We start from the raw sequence: 17,876 nt of genomic DNA, 5'->3' as shown, positions 1-17,876 counted from the left end.
CGCGTCGGCTCATGCTGGCTTCCAGATTGTGATCCTTCAGGAAGTCGCGCCATTCCTGGCTGGTAAACTGCGACCCCTGATCTGAATGGATCACGACTTTGCCACTCGGCTTGCGACGCCAGACCGCCATCAGCAGGGCGTTCAGAACCAGCGATGTGTGCATGCGTGATTGCATCGACCAGCCGACAACTTTGCGTGCATACAGATCAATGACAACCGCCAGATACAGCCAGCCTTCATGGGTGCGGATATAGGTGATGTCTGTTACCCATATCTGATCGGGTTCAGCCGCATCGAAGTCCTGATCCAACTGGTTCGCCGCAACAACAGATGGTTTGCTGCCATGCTTGCCGGGACGGCGCTTATAGCCCACCTGCGCGCGCAAGCCCTCAGCCTGCATCAGCCTGGCAACTGTGTTCTCGGCGCAGGACTCGCCCAGACCGAGCAGGTCATGATGGACTTTGCGGGAGCCATACACGCACCCGCTCTCCAGCCATGACTGCTTGATCAATCCTGTCAGATGACGACGGCGTCTGGCTTGCGGGCCGAGCGATGCCTTCAGCCACGCATAGAAGCCACTGAAATGAACCCCGAGCACACGGCACATCGCCCGCACCGAAAACTCGGCGCGGTGATCCTTGATGAAGGCGTACTTCAGCCGTGGTCCTTCGCGAAGTACGCCGTTGCCTTTTTTAGAATGTCACGCTCCTCAGTCACGCGCTTGAGCTCCGCCTTCAGCCGCTTGATCTCCGAGGCATCCGCCGAGCTGGTGTCTGGCTCATCGCCAAACTGCTTCACCCAGTCATACAGCGACTTGCTGCTCACCCCGATCCGCTTGGCCACTGATGTAACGCTGTGACCGCGCGTCGTGACCTGTGCCACAGCCTCCCGCTTGAACTCTTCCGTATATCGAATCCGTCCCGACATAACCCACAACTCCTTGCTTCCAGTTTTACCCTGCAAGGCGTCTACCGTTCTAGGGGCACATCACACCTTCTCCTGCCCAAGACCCGTCTACGGAAAATCTGTGACTGACACCCAAGTGGCCGAACCGGCAACCTTTTCAGCGTTATCGATATGCGCCTCTCAATCGTTCGGCACCGTAGCTGCCGACATTCGCTCAAGAGTATCAAGTCATGACACGGACCAGCGGAAAACTTTTCAATGCACGGACGGGGAAAGTCGACTCAAGCTGTATTCTCGTCACGGGGACATTGCTATAAACCCCTTGGGGGTATACGATGGAAGAGATGAAAGCGCTGATTCTCTCACTTGTTATGGTCGTGTTCGGCTTCGGGCAGTTCGCTTGCGCCTGTGATGCTCTGTCGTCTCATACGGCTACGACAGTTAAAAACACGGGCGTCCATCATCATGACCATACTGCCGGTGCCCTCAAGTCCGACGCTCGACGTGCGGCCCCACTTTCACATCATCACGATGGCGACAGTGACCACTGCCAGCAAACGACCTTGGCATCCAATGGCACCACGTCCGGCCTGACAGTCGCGCCTCCGAATGCGAACAGCGTCGTGATTCCTGCGCCCCGTGCGTCCGTTGCCTTCGTCGTCGCAGTGGTTACTTCAAATTTGCCTCGAACGTGGCTTGATCCCCCGATACGAACCCCGATCGCGCTAAAAGTCAAAAACCTGAATTGATCCTTTGGAGATCGGCGCCGCGCTTATGCGCGGATTATCTGGCTGGCCTGCTCAGCAGCGCCAGGTCCTTTGGCCCTCTCCAGCCCATTTAACTCGTGGGCATCCCATTTTCAGGATCAATTTCATGTTCTTTTCTCGAAACACATTCGCAGCTCTACTTGTGTCCGCTGCCTTCGGAACACTTCCTTCCTCCGCTGAAATGAATCACGCAGCTCACGAGCTTGGCGGCATGGCGACCGCCGAAATGCCGGACCATGACCGCGCCACGCATATGTTCGAAGGCACCGGCACTGTCATCGCGATCGATATAACAGCAGGCAAGATCGGTCTTGATCACGGCCCGGTTCCGGCGCTCAAATGGCCCGCTATGCGTATGGCCTTCAAGGTCGGCGACGACATCGATCTCTCGCAATTCAAGAAGGGTGACCAGGTCCAGTTCACGCTGCACAAGGTCGAGAAGGGCGCTTATCCCATCGTTGAACTTTGCGAGGCATCAGGGCTAGAAGTTGTGCCGCGTCTGTGTGCGCCGGATGGCGACCAGATGCCAATGCCGAACACGTCCGGAAACTAAGTCTAGTCGAACCGGCGTGCGGTTGTTCCGCCGCCGGGGAGATACAGATTTGAAAGGCCGATCCCATGATCAGCAGACGCAAACTACTAAAATCAACTCTCGCGACAGGCACAGCGCTCAGTGCGGCAAGCTTGTTGCCAGCCTGGGCGCGCAGTTTCAGCGACGGTAATACTGGACTTCCAACCCTTGCGGGAACCACATTTGATCTTTCCGTGGGCAAGTTTCCGATCCGCATCAATGGACGCGCGGGCGAAGCGATAGGAGTCAATGGCACCGTTCCAGCCCCCCTACTCAGATTCCGGGAAGGCGACGAAATTACTCTCAACGTGAAGAATAACCTGGAAGTGGACACTTCCATTCACTGGCATGGCCTGCTCGTTCCCTTCTACATGGATGGCGTACCCGGCGTGTCCTTTCCCGGCATCAAGCCCGGTGAGACCTTTCAGTACAAGTTCGCTGTGCCTCAGAACGGCACGTACTGGTATCATTCGCATTCCGGGCTGCAGGAGCAGTTGGGGCATTATGGGCCGATCATTATTGATCCAAAGGGTCCCGATCCGATCTCATGCGACCGGGAATACATCCTCGTCCTGTCGGACTGGAGTTTCGAAAGTCCACACCGAATATTTTCGAAACTGAAAAAGCACAGCGACACTTATAACTACAACCAGCGCACCGTCGGCGACTTCATGAATGACGCCTCCAAAGAGGGGATTGGCGCTACACTGGCCGATCGGGCGATGTGGGGCCAAATGCGCATGTCGCCGATGGACCTCGCTGACGTAACAGGCGCAACTTACACCTACCTCATTAATGGCCACTCCACAGCAGACAACTGGAATGCCGTCTTCCAGCCAGGTGAACGTGTTCGGCTGCGTATCATCAATGCGTCAGCGATGACCCTGTTCAATTTTCGCATTCCAGGCCTCTCTATGACAGTCGTCGCTTCGGATGGTCTGCACGTCCAGCCGGTTGAGACGGACGAGTTCCAGATTGGCGTTGCCGAAACCTACGATGTTATCGTCCAGCCCACAGAGCGGCGCGCCTATTCTGTGGTTGCCGAGTCCATCGACCGTTCGGGGCTTGCTATAGCAACCCTTGCACCGAACATCGGAATGCGCGCCGAGGTGCCTGATCTGCGCACCCCCATGCCTCTCACAATGACCGATATGGGAATGTCAGGTATGGACCACAGTTCGATGGGCGGGATGGATCACTCCGCTATGGGTCATGACATGCTCGAAGGCATGGATGAAACTTCGATGATCGGCATGGAGGGCATGGAGATGCCCGGCATGGACCACTCTGTGCAGATGGACATGTTGACGACCGTGCCGGACGTAAAATCCGGCCCTGGAAATACCGGTCTCGCGATGATGCCGGTGAGCCGTCTGGACGAACCAGGCCACGGCCTCTCGGATGTTGGCCACCGTGTCTTGCGCTATTCTCAACTGCGCAGTCTTGATCCGAACCCGGACCTACGCCCTCCGGAACGAGAGATCGAACTCCACCTGACTAGCAACATGGAACGCTACATGTGGTCGTTCAACGGTGTTCGTTTTTCCTATATCGATGCGCCCATTGTATTCCATGAGGGCGAGCGCGTTCGGCTGAACTTGATTAATGATACGATGATGCCACACCCGATTCATTTGCATGGCATGTTCTTCGACCTCGTGAACGAAGGCGACGATCACAAGCCGCGCAAGCACACAGTGATCGTGAAGCCCGGTGAGAAATTGTCAGTCGATATCTCTGCAGAACATGTCGGAGACTGGGCGTTCCACTGCCACCTTCTCTACCACATGCATGCAGGGATGATGCAGGTCGTCTCAATCCTGCCAAAGGATACGGCCTCGCCAATGATGATGGATCACAGCCAAATGGAAGGCGTGGATCACTCGCAAATGGATCACGGAACCATGGATCATTCCATGATGGACATGGGAGAAGACAAATGAGGAACTTCAATTGTCTTACGGTATCGGTCCTGCTCACAGCTGGAACGGGGGCCGCCTTGCCTGCGTTCGCGCAAGGGCCCGACCAAACAGTGACGCCGCTCTGGTCACAAGCAGACCAGCGCTATGGTTCCGCCGAAATGGCGGAGGCGCGCGAAGAGCTGCTGCAAGAGGGCGGTGCACAGCGCACCTGGTATGTACTGGTCAATCAGCTCGAAGCTCAAACGGGCGATAACGCAGACAGTCTCTATTGGAATGGTCAGGCTTGGTATGGCGGCGACATAAACAAACTCTGGTTCAAGAGTGAAGGATCGGCATCTCTCAACGGAGGCGGCGTTGATGACGCTGAAATCCAGGCGCTGTATTCAAAGGCGATCTCCCCCTTCTGGGATGCGCAAGTCGGCGTGCGATACGACCTGGAACCGGACGGACTTGCACACGGCGTCGTGGCCCTACAGGGCATTGCGCCATACTGGTTCGAAGTTGACGCGTCGGCGTTCCTTAGCGAGAAGGGCGACCTCACTGCGCGACTGGAAGCGGAATACGAATTTCGTCTTACACAACGCTTCATCCTGCAGCCTCGCATCGAAGCAAACATGTCAGCGCAGGATGTGGCTGAACGAGACCTCGGAACCGGCCTCAACGCCATCGAAGCCGGTTTGCGTCTGCGTTACGAGATCAAGCGCGAGTTTGCACCCTACGTAGGTGTTGAGTGGCAGGGCAAATTCGGTCGTACCGCAGATGCGCATGAAGCTGCGGGCGGTGACGCGAGCGAAGCCGTGCTCGTGGCTGGCCTGCGAACTTGGTTCTAGGGGAGATAACATCATGCAACTTCTTGAACCCAATATCCATCCGGTTCTCGTCCACTTCGCCTACGCCCTGTCAATGTCGGCAACGGCGGCCTACCTCGCCCAATCATTTTGGCCAGCTGGCCATCGGAAAGATAGCCTGATGCCCGCCGCCGACTGGATGCTCGCCTTTGCAGCGGTATCAATCCTGTTGACGATTGCGGCAGGCTTTCAAGCTTACTATACGGTAGCACATGATGGGGCCTCGCATGCGGTGATGACCACTCACAGGAACTGGGCGGTTCCGTCTGGAACGGCAGTCCTCGCCCTCGCCGTCTGGCGATGGATTTCCCGTGCTAATGCGCCCTCTCTGGCATTCAAGGGACTTCTGGCAACTGCGGCCCTCGGTCTTTCCGTGACGGCCTGGTGGGGCGGCACAATCGTCTACGGTTATGGGCTTGGCGTAAAGCAGCTCCCAGTCGCCGAAGGGACGGGGCACGAGCATCATGACCACGACGCAGCACATGGCGACAATGATATAGTCATGTTGGAAGGCATGGATACCACCAGTATGGACATGTCCGGACTGGGCATGGATGAAGATGACCACCATGCCATGTCACACGATCATCCGGTGACGTCTGCCGAGGCCGGGTCGCCCGAGAGCATAGTTGACGCTTTCTCCTTGGCTCTGACGGCGGGTGATGCAGATGCCGCCACTGCCCTCCTGCTGCCGGACGCGATTATCGCCGAAGGTGGTAGCGCCGAACGGTCGCTTGCGGATTATGCGGGGCACCACCTTCCAGCAGATATGGCATTCACAAGCGCCGTCGAGACCAGTCTCAAACAGCGTGACGTGATCGCCAATGACACCGAATCTGTGGTCATCTCGGAATCACAGATGCATGGCATGTTTGATGGTAAAGCGATCCATTCTCGCATGATGGAAACCGTGGTGCTCAAGCACACGACTGACGGCTGGAAGATCGCTCACATCCACTGGTCGTCGACGCCGATCACAGACGAACACAAACACTGATGGTTCAGATTCGAAAAGTTCCCGAGAGAAATAAACGATCAGCGCGGCATTTGACTAATAACACTGCCCTCCCTCTAATCACAAAAAGGAGAGATTGATCTTTATCAATGGCCATATACCCCCATCGGGTATATCCGTTTCACTGAGCGCAGTCTCGTGCTCGGCGCGCGAAGGAAACGAGTTTCACAGTCAATTCTGATCAAACGAGCCCTCAAGCGCATTGAATTTTCTCACGAACGTAGAAGGAGATGAATATGACGACCTCTTTGACAATTGGAAGACTTTCGGCAGCTCTCGTGTCGGCAGGAATAGTACTGGCACTGACTGGCTGCGCCAGCCTGAATGGTCCGTCAGCAAATGTCGACGCCGCAGAAACACAGTCGATGACAATCGCAGGCAAAGACGTCACGCGCTCAGAGTGCGAAGCACAGCATGCGTCGATGATGGCGAAGATGGCCGAAGGCGGAATGATGCAAGGCGACGGGATGATGCAAGATGGCGGGATGGCTGCCGGTCACATGATGAGCCCTGAAATGAAAGCGCAACATCAGGCCTGTATGGATATGTTTCCTGAAATGAAAGCTGAAATGCGCACGCAATGTGAAGCGCATATGACCAGCGGCATGAGTCACGGAATGCAGGGGGATGGCATGATGGATCATGATGCCATGCGAGAGACCTGCCCCATGATGAAATCAGAAAATAATGACGATGGAGGCCAGCAATGAGGATCGTACCAACGGGTCACGCGCTATCGCTGTTTCTCGCGATTACCTTCACGATATGCATGTTGTGGGGCCTGACCGTGCCAATGCACATGATGATGGGCAACACGCAGGTCAACATGCACATGCATCAAGGATGGGCGGCATTCATGCCGGGTTTCCATTGGTCAATTGCCGGATACCTTGTCGGTCTTGCGTGGGCCTATGCGTATGGCTGGTACACAGCACTTCTGTTCGTACCGCTGTATAATTTCTTCAACCGAAAAAGTCAGGCCTGACGGTAGCGCGGCATTCCCAACGTGGACATACAATTTACGTATTTCATTCGGGTGTGCCGCCCGCCCGGTGACAATGCCTCCTCATGCTTTAACAGCGCGATTAGCAATCGTTTGCGCATGACCGTGCTCACGATGAGCATTGCGTACGTTTAGGCAAGAAGGGATGAATTTCATAATCCTTGATTATACCCCATTGGGGTATTATGTTGGCTCAAGACAAACCGCCGGAGCGACAGCATCATGGATACGTCTTCCCACGACCACTCACATCACGCGCACACGACAGCCGACTCGCCTGCAGCGCATGCCTGCTGCCATGGCGGCGGCGCTGCGGCGAAAGCCGACACGGCCTATGATCACGTGCCGGAAAACTATTCCGGCACCGTGTGGACCTGCCCGATGCACCCACAGGTGCGCGAAACTTCGAACACCGGCTGCCCGATCTGCGGCATGTCGCTGGAACCGGAAACCGTGTCGCTGGACGAGGATACGAGCGAACTGGATGACATGACGCGCCGGTTCTGGATCAGCACGGCGTTTGCCCTGCCACTGTTCCTGTATGCAATGAGCGACATGATTCCCGGCCAGCCCCTGCACGGGATATTCCCGCCCGGCGTGGCGCAGTGGATACAGCTGGCGCTGGCCGCCCCGGTCGTGCTGTGGGGCGCAGCACCCTTCTTCGTGCGTGGCTGGCGCTCTGTCAAAACCATGAACCCGAACATGTTCACGCTGATCGCTCTGGGCGTGGGCACGGCGTTCCTGTTCAGCCTGGTCGCGACCATTGCGCCCGGCCTGTTCCCCGACGACTTCCGAGATATGGATGGGAACGTCCACGTCTATTACGAAGCCGCCGCTGTCATTGTGGCGCTGGTCCTGCTTGGGCAGGTGATGGAATTGCGTGCGCGCAGTTCGACCTCCGGCGCAATCCGGGCACTGCTGCAGCTGACGCCTCCGACCGCCAGAATCATTCACGAAGATGGCAGCGAGGAAGACGTAGACCTTAACGTCGTGAAATCCGGCGACAGGCTGCGCATCCGCCCCGGCGAAAAAGTGCCGGTGGACGGGGAAGTGGCCGAGGGCCGTTCCAATGTAGATGAATCCATGGTCACGGGCGAACCGTTGCCGGTGGCGAAAGCGGCGGGCGATGCTGTCACCGGCGGCACGGTGAACACGACCGGCAGCCTGGTGATGACCGCGACGCGGGTGGGCGACGATACGGTACTGGCGCAGATCGTGCGCATGGTATCTGAAGCCCAGCGCTCGCGGGCACCCATCCAGCGGCTGGCAGACCTAGTGGCAGCCTGGTTCGTACCAGCCGTTGTGGCATCAGCCGTATTGACCTTCATCGTGTGGGCCCTGTTCGGGCCGGACCCGGCGCTGGCCTTTGCGCTGGTCAATGCCGTGGCTGTGCTGATCATTGCCTGCCCCTGTGCGCTTGGACTCGCGACGCCGATGTCGATCATGGTGGGTACGGGCAAGGGCGCGCAGAATGGCATCCTGATCCGCAATGCCGAAGCGCTGGAGACGCTGGAGAAAGTGGACACGGTCGTGGTCGACAAGACCGGCACACTGACCGAGGGCAAGCCGAAACTGGTGACCGTGGAGCCCGCCGAGGGCTGGGACGAAACCGAGCTGCTGACGCTTGTTGCGGCCGTCGAAGCAGCAAGCGAGCATCCGCTGGCAGCCGCCATCGTTCGCGGCGCGGAAGCGCGCGGCATCAAGACGAGCGTCGCCCAGGACTTTGAATCTGTCACGGGCGAAGGCGCTCAGGGAACGGTGGATGGCAAGTCAGTCGCCATCGGCAATGCGAAGATGATGCGCCGGATCGGCGGCTTCGATGACGCACGGGGCGAGGCCGCTCAGTCATACAGGGAAGACGGCCAGACCGTGATGTTCGTGGCGGTCAATGGCAAGGCAGCGGGCCTGATCGGCGTCGCTGACCCCATCAAGGCGACGACGAAGGAAGCCATTTCGCGCCTGCACAAGCAGGGCCTGAGAGTCGTGATGCTGACCGGCGACAGCGAGGCGACGGCGCGGGCCGTTGCCCGGCAAGTGGGCATTGACGACGTACACGCCGATGTGTCGCCGGAGGACAAGAACCGGATCGTGCGCGAGCTGCAGGCGGGCGGCGCGGTGGTGGCGATGGCGGGAGACGGCATCAATGACGCCCCGGCTCTCGCACAGGCCGATGTCGGCATTGCAATGGGCACAGGTACGGATGTCGCTATGGAAAGCGCGGGTGTGACCCTTGTGAAGGGCGATATGCTGGGTATCGCCAAGGCGGTCGAACTGAGCCGAGCCACGATGCGCAACATTCGGCAGAACCTGTTCTTCGCCTTCATCTACAACACGCTGGGCGTGCCGCTGGCGGCGGGCGTGCTCTACCCCGTGTTCGGCCTGTTGCTGAGCCCGATGATTGCCGCCGCAGCGATGAGCTTCTCGTCCGTCTCGGTGATCGGGAACGCACTGCGCCTCAGGACATTGAAGCTGTAATGGCTAGTTCTTACGAGAAAGGCAGTCTGACGCTTCCGGGCACTGTCGCCATGGGCACAGGCGTGATGATCGGCGCGGGCATCTTTGCCCTGACCGGTCAGGTGGCCGAACTGGCCGGCACGCTGTTTCCGCTCGCCTTCCTGCTGGCCGCTGTCATCAGCGGCTTCAGCGCCTATTCCTATATCAAGGTATCGAACAAATATCCCTCGGCGGGCGGCATCGCCATGATCCTCAAGAAGGCCTACGGGCCAACCGTCGTAACCGGTGGCGCCGCCCTGCTGATGGCGTTCTCGATGATCATCAATGAAAGTCTCGTCGCCCGCACGTTTGGGACATACACACTGCAATTGTTCGGCATCGAAGGCGGCATTCTGGTGCCTGTGTTGGCGCTGGGACTGATCGTGGGCGCGTTCATCGTGAACATCTCCGGCAATCACGTGATTGGCGCGGTCTCAAAAATAACCGCTGTGCTGAAGATCGGCGGCATTCTGGTCTTTGCCCTGGTGGCACTTTGGGCGGCAGGGTTTGCTTTCCAGCCTGTGCAATCCGGCGTGGGTGACCACACGTCGGCGGGCGGATTCCTCGCAGGGGTCGCACTCGCTATACTTGCCTATAAGGGCTTCACCACGATCACGAACAGCGGCGGCGAGGTGAAAGACCCGAAGAAGAATGTCGGTCGGGCGATCATGATTTCGCTTGCCATCTGCACGGTTATCTACCTGCTCGTCTGCTACGCCGTCGGTTCGACCCTCAGTATCGAGGAGATCGTCAAGGCGAAGGACTATTCCCTGGCACGAGCAGCACGTCCCGCCGTTGGCGAATATGGCGTCTGGTTCACAGTAGCCATTGCCATCATTGCAACCGCCTCCGGACTGCTGGCAAGTGTGTTCGCCGTTTCCCGCATGCTGGCGATGCTGACTGAGATGAATCTCATTCCGGAAATGAAGCTGGGACTACCGGGCGACACGCAAAAACATACGCTGGTCTATACTGTCATCGCTGCCAGCCTACTGGCGGCTTTCTTCGATCTGTCTCGCATCGCATCACTCGGAGCAATCTTCTATATCGTCATGGACATCATCATCCATTGGGGTGTTTACCGTCACTTGCGTGAGGATGTCGGCGCACGGGCCAGTGTGCTTATCACTGCCATGATGCTTGACATTGTTGTTCTGGGCGCATTTCTGACGATGAAATCGCAGACCGATCCAATGATTATCGTCATCGCGCTCGCCGGGATTACCGTGACTTTTGCTTTTGAACGCTTTTATCTAACCAATATGCGCGATAACGGCGCTGAAGCGCCTGAATAGGATCAAGGACCGTTCGTGATGAAAATAGAGACAAGAGATGCCGCCGCCAAACGCCTCGCCCGGATCGAGGGACAGGTTCGGGGCGTCGCGAAGATGGTGGGCGAGGACCGTTATTGTATCGACGTCGTACGTCAGGTTCAGGCGATAAAGGCAGCCCTCACTGGGCTCGAAGGCGTGATCCTCGATGATCATATAGCGACCTGCGTGGAACACGCACTGGAGGACGGCGACCTCTCCGCGAGGCGGGAGAAGGTTGAAGAACTGGTGGCCGTCCTAGGCGGCCGAAAGAAATAATATTTGTCCGTGGCCTCCAGTGGGTGTTGTCAGCGGAACCGGGCTTGAGGCGGGCAGTCTTGGCGTTTAACCTTCGAAAATGGCCACGAACCCGTTTCGCTACTTTAAAACCTCGCCCGAAATCATCCAGCTTGGCGTGCTGATGTACGTCCGATTTCCGCTCTCGCTTCGGAATGTCGAAGACCTTCTCCACGAACGCGGCATTGATGTCTGTCACGAAAGTGTCCGCCTCTGGGTGGATCGGTTCGGGAGTTACTTCGCTCACAAGATCAGGAAGCGGCGCTCAGAGTCGATGCGGCGCAGCCCGCAATGGCAGTGGCACCTGGATGAGGTCTTCGTCAAGATTCGAGGAGAACGCCATTATCTGTGGCGCGCTGTGGATCATGAAGGCGAAGTCCTGGAATCCTATGTCACGAAGAAGCGGGATAAGGCTGCTGCGTTGAAATTCCTGAAGAAAGCCATGAAGCGATACGGAAATCCACAAGTGATCGTCACGGACAGATGCCCTTCCTATCGGGCCGCAATGAAGGTCATCGGGAATGAAGGCCGCCAGGAAACCGGTCGACATCTCAATAATCGCGCTGAGAATTCCCACCTGCCCTTCCGAAGGCGAGAGCGGGCGATGTCCCGGTTCAGGCGGATGAGAAGTCTACAGAAGTTCGTCTCAATCCACTCATCAGTGTACAATCACTTCAACTTCGAAAGGCACATCAACACCAGAATCCGGTTTAAACAGAAACGAGACACCGCGCTTCGCGAGTGGCGCGGCCTTCTTGTCGCATAGCACCTGCTGCTCCGCGAAAATCCGAGACTGGTTCGCATTAGACTGACAGCACCCCGCGCGAGCTGCGCATCCACCTGGATGAATCTTGCTTGCCGGATCCTGTAGGTCCGACGCAAATCATTCAAGGATGTCCCCTCACTTCGATCGCAGTGGCGGGATAATCGGTCCATATACCGTCAACGCCAGCAGCGATCAGGGTTTCCAGTTCGGCACGCACATCCTTGAACCCTTCATGAGGGCTATCGTCCCGTACAGAGTACACATGTACGAGCAGGCCAAGCGCATGAGCACGCTCCACAAAGTCGGTCACAGTGCCATCCTTGGTGAGAATGAACGACTTCTCGGCACCAATGCCCGTCGTCGTGATATCTTCCAGTTCGTACTCAAGGCCGAGAATCTTGTTATAGGGAGGGCCTACCATATTCAGGATTAAAGGCAGGTCACTCTTCTCGCCAACAGCCGTCAGGAAGGGGGGCTCGAACGACTGGATGTAGACAGGGATTCCTGCGGCTGTGAGGCCTTTGGCGTTCATCGCATCAAGAATGGGATCCACCATGTCCAAGCCGACCGAGGAGTAATAGCTCGGCCACTTTGCTTCCACGTGAAGACCAACCGTGCGGCCCTCTTTCGCGGCTTCCAGCGCGATATCCATCACTTCATCGAATGTGAGGATATCGAGCCGGTCGTTTAACTCCATGTTCCGTGTCGGAAACTGCTGGCGGGCTTTCAGGGTCTTGATCTCAGCGAGCGTAAAGTCATCTGCCCACCAATCGTCTACTTCGCCCATCAGTGTCGAACGTACTTTCTTTCGATCTGCGAATTCGGGATGATCTGTAACGTCGGTGGTGGTCGAGAGGTAGGCATCATGACGTGCGATCAGCACACCATCCTTGGTCATCACTAGGTCTGGCTCAATGAAGTCCGCGCCCTGCTGGACTGCGGCCTCGTAGGCCGAGGCCGTGTGTTCGGGCCAAAGCCCGCTGGCGCCGCGGTGGGCAATAATGATGGGGCGCTTGCCGTCCAGGGTCTCGTATATCGGAGATGCCTTGCCAGGTCTGGCGGTAAGTTTTGTGTCAACAACCGGCGCTTGAGCGCACGCGGCGAATAAGGCAAATGCCAAACCGGCAGAAAGGATTTGGAAATTCATAGGGTCACTCCTTGAATGAAAAACAGCCAGGACGGACTTAAGTCCGTCCTGGCATTTTTGACTGATTAGAACTTCAGGTAGACGCCGGCCTTAAACATTTTCGGCTTACCTCGGATGATTGTGTGCAGACCGAATGCGCCGCCGGTATTGCCTACATCAATCAGGTATTCTTCATCGAAAATGTTCTCACCCTGGGCGTAAATGCCCCACCGTTCATTGGCGCCGTCGAATGCGATCCGCAGACTGGAAATCCCGTAGGCGTCCTGTTCTTCCACGACCGCCGTGCCATCCGGATAGGTTTCCCGCACGCGCACGAAACCGCCATTACCGTCGGCAGCATAGTCGAAACCATTGTCATCTTCGAAGAAGTGATGCCCCTTCCAGACATAGCTCGGGACAATAGAAAGCATACCCTTACCGGCCACATCATACGTGATATCGGCAGCGACCGAAAAGCTGTTTTCCGGACTGATGCGGAACTGGTTTCCAGCGAATTGCAGTGCGTTTCCATTCTCGTCCTCATCATCATACTGTGAATAGTTATGAGCATAGGTGGCGAGCAAACGGACATTGTCCGAGACGATCGCCTGGCCATCAAACTCAAAGCCATATTGCGTGGCATTGCCCGAGTTCTCGATGAGGAAGACACCGTCGATTGGGTCAAAACGCGAGGTCTGGAAGTTCTTGTACTGGCCGTAATAGACAGAACTTGTGAGCTGAACGCGATCATCAAAGAAGCGGCCGGACACGCCGGCTTCGACATTGTCGAGTGTTTCGGCATCTACGACGCTGGATGCCGCACCGGAGAACGACAGAACTTCAGGGCGCCGACCGCGACCATAAGCCAGCCATGTGTTCACATTGTCGGACACACGGTAAGCCGCATTGAGACGCCAGGTGAACGCCCCGTCCGGCTCTGCGGTCGCACTAACCAGATTGTTGAGCGTTGCCGCACTGATCAGGAAGCCCGGGGCCAGCGTCACACCGTTGATTGCCCCGCCTAGAGCAGCGTTGCCGCGCACAAGCTCGCCGACACTTGAGGCCGAAAGTTCGTTCACTGTGTAACGAAGGCCACCCGTAACAGCGAGGCGGTCGGTTACATCGAACGTGACGTCACCAAACAGGTCATAACTGGTGCGCCCATCACTCGTCGAGGATCTCTCAAGGTGGGCGGAATTAAGCGGAATAAGTTGCCCGAGCAGCAGCCCCCCCAAAACCGAGTACTGTAGTGGCGTGTCGAAATTGCCAAAGTTTTCGGCGCCCGGAACGCCAGCTTGCGCGAGTATGCCGCGAACCTGCGCCATCGTCAGGCCTGCACCAGCAGCGAGTTGTGGACCAAACAGCGACTGGGCATACGCTTCGTCGGTCGAAAAGTTCAAGACATCACGCGTTTCGTAATCGAAGTAATTGGCGCCAAAAAAGGCCGACAGCTTTCCGCCATCATCAAAGTTGAGGCGCACTTCCTGCGAAAAGGCTTCACCCTCGCGGGATTGATAGAATTGAAGCAGGTTGGCCGCATAACCATCCGAGTCCCAAGCTTCGCTGGAGGCCAGATCTCGGTAGTCGGTCAGCAAGGTAAGTGTCCAGGCATCATTCAGACGCATCTCGACATTCGCCGTCGCCGCAAAGAGTTCGCGATCATTACCGAGCTTATCGCGGACCTGGTCGGCGTTGATATTCATCGCGGTTGCGCCGAAAGGATCAACAACGCCGTTTACAGGGAAGAATCCTGAAGTGAACTGGGTGCCGGTCGAATCATCTTCCTGGTAGTTCAGGAAAATATCGGCAGTGATGCTGCTTGTCGGCTCCCAATGGACGGCGGCGCGAAGCGCAGTTGTGTCCTGGCCCATCAAGTCCGGAGAGTTGGCCGTGTTCGGCACATAGCCGTCGATGTTCTTGATCTGCGCCGAGAGCCGAACGGCGAGTGTGTCTGTCAGGGCTGCATTATAGAAACCCTCAGCGCGCATAAAGTTATAATCGCCACCTTCCAGAGCGATCTTTGCGGAGTTGCCTGAGGTCGACGCACGGTTCTGGATGAAGTTGATCCCACCGACAAGCGCGCCCTGCCCGAACAGGGTCGCCTGTGGACCTTTCACCACTTCGACTCGTTCCATGTCGAAGATAGCAACATTGGTCGCATAACCAGGCGTGCCGATGGCAACACCGTTCTGGAAGAGAGCAACGCGCGGAGCACCGCCATCCGAAACTACACCGCGCATTGCGTAGCTAGGCGCGTTGAGGCTTTGCGCCTGAACTTGCAGACCGGGGATGAAGTTGGCGAGGTCTTCCAGATCCTCAGCGCCAAGCATATCGATAGTATCCTGGCTCGTGACGGAAATGTTGATCGGAACATCAATCTGATTTTGCGATTGCTTCTGGGTCGTCACTGTCACGACTTCAAGGCGTCGATCCTCGGACGGTGCAGCAGATTGCGCAACGGCAGAAAGATGAACTGCGCTGCTGATAGCCGCAAATGCCGTGGTAGAAAAAATGCGAAATTTCATGACCAACCCCATATTATTGCGGCGCACAAAGCGCCGAATGAGGCGGTGGTTAAGGTGGCAATGCTCGCGCGACAAAACAAAGTTTTATGAAGGCTGATGACAGGACAGAACTTCTACAAAATCTTGTTGGAAGTACTCAAAACACATAAAATCGCCGAAGCTCACTTCGAATTGGATGACCTTCTTTTCGTATAAGGCATGCGGATCTTCATTAGAGCATTGTCAGCGGAATCGGAATTGAGGCAGGCGATCCTGGCGTTTAGCCTCGAAAAATGGCCAAGAACCCGTTCCGGTACTTCAAAACCTCGTGAGAGATTATCCAGCTCGCCGTACTGATGTATGTCCGGTTCCCGCTCTCGCTTCGAAATGTCGAAGACCTGCTCCACGAGCGCGGCATCGATATCTGCCATGAAAGCGTTCGGCTCTGGGTCGATCGGTTCGGCACTTACTTCGCTCACAAGATCTGGAAACGGCGGTCCGAAGCCATGCGACGCTTCCCCCAATGGCAGTGGCACCTGGACGAAGTCTTCGTCAAAATCCGAGGCGAGAGGCATTATCTGTGGAGGGCCGTCGATCACGAGGGCGAAGTACTGGAACCGTTTGTCACGAAGAAACGCGACAAAGCCGCCGCGCTGCAATTCCTAAAGAAAGCAATGAAGAGATGTGGCGACCCACATGCCGTCGTGACAGACCGATGCTCTTCTTATCGGGCGGCAATGAAAGTGATTGGGAACGAGGGCCGCCAGGAGACTGGCCGGCATATCAACAATCGCGCTGAGAATTCCCACCTGCCCTTTCGACGAAGAGAGCGAGCAATGTCGCGATTTCGGCGCATGCGAAGTCTGCAGAAGTTCGTCTCAATCCATTCGTCAGTGTACAATCACTTTAATCTCGAAAGGCGCATCAACTCCAGAATTCGATTCAAACAGAAACGCGACGCCGCTCTTCGCGAATGGCGCGACCTTCTCGTCGCCTAGCACCTACTCGTTCGCGAAAAGCGGAGACTGGTTCGCATTCGACTGTCTAGCACCTGAAAATGGGTGGGGGAGAAAGGCAGGGTTTGGCATAGTGTGGTGTGAACGTACCGTTGCCAGAAACCCGACTCGAGTGGGGGTCGCACTTTTACCAATCTCCCCCGAGGGGTTATTCAAATTCTACGGCGTAGTCTTCATAGAGCGGGTCGTAGTAGAATCCGCCAGCACGATAGTCGTCATTCCAGGTTTTCTCTCCTGAAGAATCCTGGCGGTAAATGTATGGAGACAAAAGCAGACGTTCCTGATGCCAGCGGCCGTCCAGTCCCGCTGGAATCTGGGTGCCAGCCCCATACAGCATCAAGCCTTCTTCAGACCGGATTTCATGCTGGGGACTAACGGCCATGTATTCATGGCTGACATTCATCAGCTTGTGGCCGAGTTCGTGCGCGATGGTCAGCTTGTTCTTCGCATCGTGCTTGGTCAGCGTTATCACTCCCCGAACGCGATCCGGTATGCTGCCGCCGTACATATAGGACGGGAATGACAGGCCTGACGTATTCACGACCTTGGGTTCCCAGTTGCGTCCATTCTCATCAAGATTTTCGAAATAGGTCATATAGACGTTTTGCAGCGCGACGAGGTACAGTGTCCTGTTGTTGTTCTCGGCTGGCTCGATGATGCCCTCAAAAGCTGCAAGTGCGCCTTCCGACAATTCAGAGGGACTTTGCCCACGCTGAACATACATGTTGCCATAACCGCCCGAGGGCATTTGTGAACGGACGCTCGTCGAGTTGATCGCAAGAAACCCCGGGTCCACTTCACCGGTCTTCACCCAGAGAAGATTAAGCTGCACACCTGTCGGCGCAAAGACCCGCTTGGCATTTGCAAATTCTTCCAGAAGGCCCTCCAGCGGCAATATGGCTACTGCATCCTTGTGAAGATTGGACGGGTAATACAGTCCGATATCGACTGTAGGCTTCCCAACCTCCAGATCGGCATTCAAGGATTGCACTTCAGCAGCCTTGACGACAGTCCAGTTGATGGTCCGAGATTCCTCCGTTGCCGCCGAGAGATCTGCTGATACGGACGTCGATGCACATGCCGTCAAAGCCACGGTCAACAATCCGACGCATACTAATTTACTGATCATGAGAACTTCCTAACCAAAGTCACAATTTGCGCGTGGAAACCCGGCGCTTCATTCGACTGCTGCTGTTTTGGATGCTTCGACCAATTGGTCGAATTCGGGATTGTGTTGTTTTGCGAACACGATGGCAGGATGATCGGCGGCAAGCTGATGGTAGTAGAAAGACGTGCCTTCTTTCAGTTGCTTGTCGATCGAGGCAGCCGTTG

At 56.5% G+C, this 17,876-nt stretch carries 15 protein-coding genes and 1 pseudogene; 12 read left to right on the top strand and 4 right to left on the bottom strand.

Annotated elements, in window-relative coordinates:
- Positions 1-927: pseudogene (locus AADA04_RS10415) on the bottom strand (IS3 family transposase); the annotation flags it as partial.
- 314 nt (positions 928-1,241) lie between these two features.
- Here AADA04_RS10415 and AADA04_RS10410 point away from each other — a divergent pair.
- From AADA04_RS10410 to AADA04_RS10360, 11 genes are all read left to right on the top strand, one after another.
- Positions 1,242-1,655, top strand: a complete 414-nt coding sequence (locus tag AADA04_RS10410) for a hypothetical protein (RefSeq protein ID WP_340693201.1) — start codon at positions 1,242-1,244, stop codon at positions 1,653-1,655.
- Positions 1,656-1,884: 229 nt separating this feature from the next.
- The gene (locus AADA04_RS10405) at positions 1,885-2,226 is read left to right on the top strand and encodes a copper-binding protein (RefSeq protein WP_340693200.1); all 342 of its coding nucleotides are present in this window, start codon (positions 1,885-1,887) and stop codon (positions 2,224-2,226) included.
- Between the two features lie 65 nt (positions 2,227-2,291).
- Positions 2,292-4,187 (top strand): copper resistance system multicopper oxidase, encoded by a 1,896-nt coding sequence (locus AADA04_RS10400; protein ID WP_340693199.1) that lies wholly within the window; start codon positions 2,292-2,294, stop codon positions 4,185-4,187.
- Positions 4,188-4,243: 56 nt separating this feature from the next.
- On the top strand, positions 4,244-4,996 hold the full coding sequence (locus AADA04_RS10395) for a copper resistance protein B (RefSeq protein WP_340693198.1): 753 nt from the start codon (positions 4,244-4,246) through the stop codon (positions 4,994-4,996).
- A gap of 13 nt (positions 4,997-5,009) precedes the next feature.
- Positions 5,010-6,011, top strand: coding sequence for a DUF2231 domain-containing protein (locus tag AADA04_RS10390; protein WP_340693197.1), 1,002 nt, complete (start codon positions 5,010-5,012; stop codon positions 6,009-6,011).
- A 254-nt stretch (positions 6,012-6,265) separates the two neighbouring features.
- A complete protein-coding gene (locus AADA04_RS10385; RefSeq protein WP_340693196.1) occupies positions 6,266-6,739 on the top strand; it encodes a hypothetical protein in 474 nt (157 codons plus the stop codon).
- Positions 6,736-7,014, top strand: coding sequence for a hypothetical protein (locus AADA04_RS10380; RefSeq protein ID WP_340693195.1), 279 nt, complete (start codon positions 6,736-6,738; stop codon positions 7,012-7,014). The genes AADA04_RS10385 and AADA04_RS10380 overlap by 4 nt, the downstream gene beginning before the upstream one ends.
- Before the next feature lie 240 nt (positions 7,015-7,254).
- Entirely contained in the window at positions 7,255-9,507 is a 2,253-nt protein-coding gene (locus tag AADA04_RS10375) for a copper-translocating P-type ATPase (RefSeq protein WP_340693194.1), read from the top strand.
- Positions 9,507-10,820 carry an APC family permease gene (locus tag AADA04_RS10370; protein ID WP_340693193.1) on the top strand — a complete coding sequence of 438 codons (1,314 nt, stop codon included), beginning with the start codon at positions 9,507-9,509 and terminating at the stop codon, positions 10,818-10,820. The genes AADA04_RS10375 and AADA04_RS10370 overlap by 1 nt, the downstream gene beginning before the upstream one ends.
- An 18-nt stretch (positions 10,821-10,838) precedes the next feature.
- Positions 10,839-11,114, top strand: a complete 276-nt coding sequence (locus tag AADA04_RS10365) for a metal-sensitive transcriptional regulator (protein ID WP_340693192.1) — start codon at positions 10,839-10,841, stop codon at positions 11,112-11,114.
- Between the two features lie 79 nt (positions 11,115-11,193).
- Positions 11,194-11,898 (top strand): IS6 family transposase, encoded by a 705-nt coding sequence (locus AADA04_RS10360; RefSeq protein WP_340693191.1) that lies wholly within the window; start codon positions 11,194-11,196, stop codon positions 11,896-11,898.
- A gap of 121 nt (positions 11,899-12,019) precedes the next feature.
- Here AADA04_RS10360 and AADA04_RS10355 read toward each other — a convergent pair whose 3' ends face one another.
- Complete coding sequence (locus AADA04_RS10355) at positions 12,020-13,045, bottom strand: glycerophosphodiester phosphodiesterase family protein (RefSeq protein ID WP_340693190.1); 1,026 nt, start codon at positions 13,043-13,045, stop codon at positions 12,020-12,022.
- 65 nt (positions 13,046-13,110) lie between these two features.
- A complete protein-coding gene (locus AADA04_RS10350; RefSeq protein WP_340693189.1) occupies positions 13,111-15,624 on the bottom strand; it encodes a TonB-dependent receptor in 2,514 nt (837 codons plus the stop codon).
- A gap of 260 nt (positions 15,625-15,884) precedes the next feature.
- On the opposite strand from AADA04_RS10350, the gene AADA04_RS10345 reads away from it, so the two are divergent.
- Positions 15,885-16,526, top strand: coding sequence for an IS6 family transposase (locus AADA04_RS10345; protein ID WP_340693188.1), 642 nt, complete (start codon positions 15,885-15,887; stop codon positions 16,524-16,526).
- Positions 16,527-16,692: 166 nt separating this feature from the next.
- Here the strand turns inward: AADA04_RS10345 and AADA04_RS10340 are convergent, their stop codons facing one another.
- Positions 16,693-17,673, bottom strand: coding sequence for a hypothetical protein (locus tag AADA04_RS10340; RefSeq protein WP_340693187.1), 981 nt, complete (start codon positions 17,671-17,673; stop codon positions 16,693-16,695).
- Positions 17,674-17,876 lie beyond the last annotated feature (203 nt).

Source organism: Hyphomonas sp. (genome assembly GCF_037969335.1).
Classification (GTDB): domain Bacteria; phylum Pseudomonadota; class Alphaproteobacteria; order Caulobacterales; family Hyphomonadaceae; genus Hyphomonas.
Note: the sequence above shows the minus strand (reverse complement) of the source record. Positions and strands in the feature narration are given on the sequence as shown.